A 2,049-nucleotide genomic window follows, 5' to 3' on the forward strand; every position below is an offset into this window, starting at 1 on the left:
CAACAGCAACAACAACGACCACAAAACAATAGCAGCAGCAACAACAACAACAAGGATGCTTAAGGGTGTTGATCTAGTTATTGATAATTGTTCTCATATGTTATATTTTTCCTCCCCCTCCTCCTTCTCCTCTTCCTCCTCCGCCTCTGCTTTCTTCTTCTTCTTCTTCTTCTTCTGCTTCTTTTTTTTCTTCTTCTTCTTCTGCTTGTGCTTCATCTTCTTCCTCCTCCTTTTTGTAATCTTCATCGTCGCTGTCACATATCTTCCTCTTTTTTTTCTGTTTCATTTATAATAACTTTTTTCCTTATGTGTTGCATTTGGTCTCTCAAGTGTTGAGGCGCCAAGTGTTCCCACAGGTTTCGTGCAGTACTAATGAGGACGCAGAGGTGTTTTTTTTAGAAGACAAAGTGTTTTATGGTGACGTGTCATTAATATGTTTAATTTACTTTTATGTTCTTTTACGTTATTCATTGTCACGTTTTTGTGAGAAGGTGGGAAACTGCTTTTTATTCTATGCTAATATGTAATTGTTAATCTCTTAGCCCAATACTAGAGTTGGCTTTACAGCTCAACAACAGTCCTTGTGCTGTCTATCCCAATAGACCCTCATTTTGCTGCCCAACGGTCATCCTTTAGTTTTGGAGTCCGACGACCGCTCTGTTTAATAGCCCAACACCATTTAGATTTTGAGCCGAACAATCGTCTCATTTTCCAGCTCCACACCACCATCAACACCTCCTCTTTGTCTCTCTACTTACAATAACACCTGTACTTCACCTTCACTTATTCCTCTCCTTCCCCAGGTTATCGACTACGAGAAGCTGTACGGCGTGGTAGTGGTGAGGCTTCTTACACCTATTCCTATTCCTACTAACAAAACATTTGTACTCCACCCTCAACACCTCCTACTCCTCTTCCTAGATCATTGACTACGAGGTCGTCGGTGGTCACACGCTGTCAGCCACCTACTACTACTACTACTACTACTACTACTACTTCCTCCACCACCACCACTATTACTACTACTACTACTACTACTACTACCCAGGTCATCGACTACGAGGCCCTGGGCGACGTGGTGGTCGTCACACACTCAGGCCACAGGACCGTCAGCCACCTCCTGGTGCAGCGGGCCGAGCAGTCTGACTCCGGCAAGTACACGTGCAAGCCATCCAGCGGCGAGGACGCGTACGTGATGCTGCACGTGCTGGACGGTGAGTGTGTGGTGGGGACCTGGGAGAGGGAGAGAGATGGAGGGTGCTGCACGTGCTGCACGGTGGGTACAGTAACGGGTAGTGCTGCACAAAGACGTTGTCTCGGCTTGCTTTAATGTGCACATGTACAGTGTGGTGCTTCCCTGTTGGCTGATGGGTCTGATCTGATCTTCGCTGAACGCAACCTGGCGTGCAGGTTGCGGAACACGAACAAACGAGGAGTAGCAACAGTCATAGTCACCCAGTAATCCTTATAATCTGACACCACTACAGTGAGTGCCTGGGGGAGCGGGAGGATGCGTCAGTGATGCCGCACGTGTTGGACGGTGAGTGAGAGAGAGAGAGAGAGAGAGAGAGAGAGAGAGAGAGAGAGAGAGAGAGAGAGAGAGAGAGAGAGAGAGACAGACAGACAGACAGACAGACAGACAGACAGACAGTATATGTCAACAATTTCAGTGTTGTTCATAAGTCATTTTAATTCACTGGTCTTTCTCATATTTTTTTTCCCATCACCTTCCGTGTCCCCAGTGCTCGGCTGGTTTGTTTGTGTGCCTCACTCCTCGGAGCCATGTGTGTTTGTTTAGCGTGTGTTGCGTCGCTTGTGTTGTGACAGTGTAGTGAACACACACACACACACACACACACACACACACACACACACACACACACACACACACACACACACACCGCACCCGCCCCGTGGTGCAGCGCATAGCGTCGTCGCCTCTGACCCAGCAGTGGGCCCAGCAAGCTGACGTTCGCGCCTTGCTCGGGCACTAAAGATTTTTCGCTGCCAGGGTCGGTTACTGTCCCCCCTTGAGCAAGGGGGATGGGG

1 protein-coding gene is annotated in these 2,049 nt (G+C 48.3%); it reads right to left on the reverse strand.

Annotated elements, in window-relative coordinates; all coding sequences use genetic code 11:
• Window positions 1-100: 100 nt before the first annotated feature.
• The gene (locus tag ACK5JN_RS23970) at window positions 101-286 is read right to left on the reverse strand and encodes a hypothetical protein (RefSeq protein WP_416872434.1); all 186 of its coding nucleotides are present in this window, start codon (window positions 284-286) and stop codon (window positions 101-103) included.
• Between the last annotated feature and the right edge of the window lie 1,763 nt (window positions 287-2,049).

It is taken from the genome of Kluyvera sp., from assembly GCF_047971185.1.
Taxonomy (GTDB): domain Bacteria; phylum Pseudomonadota; class Gammaproteobacteria; order Enterobacterales; family Enterobacteriaceae; genus Kluyvera.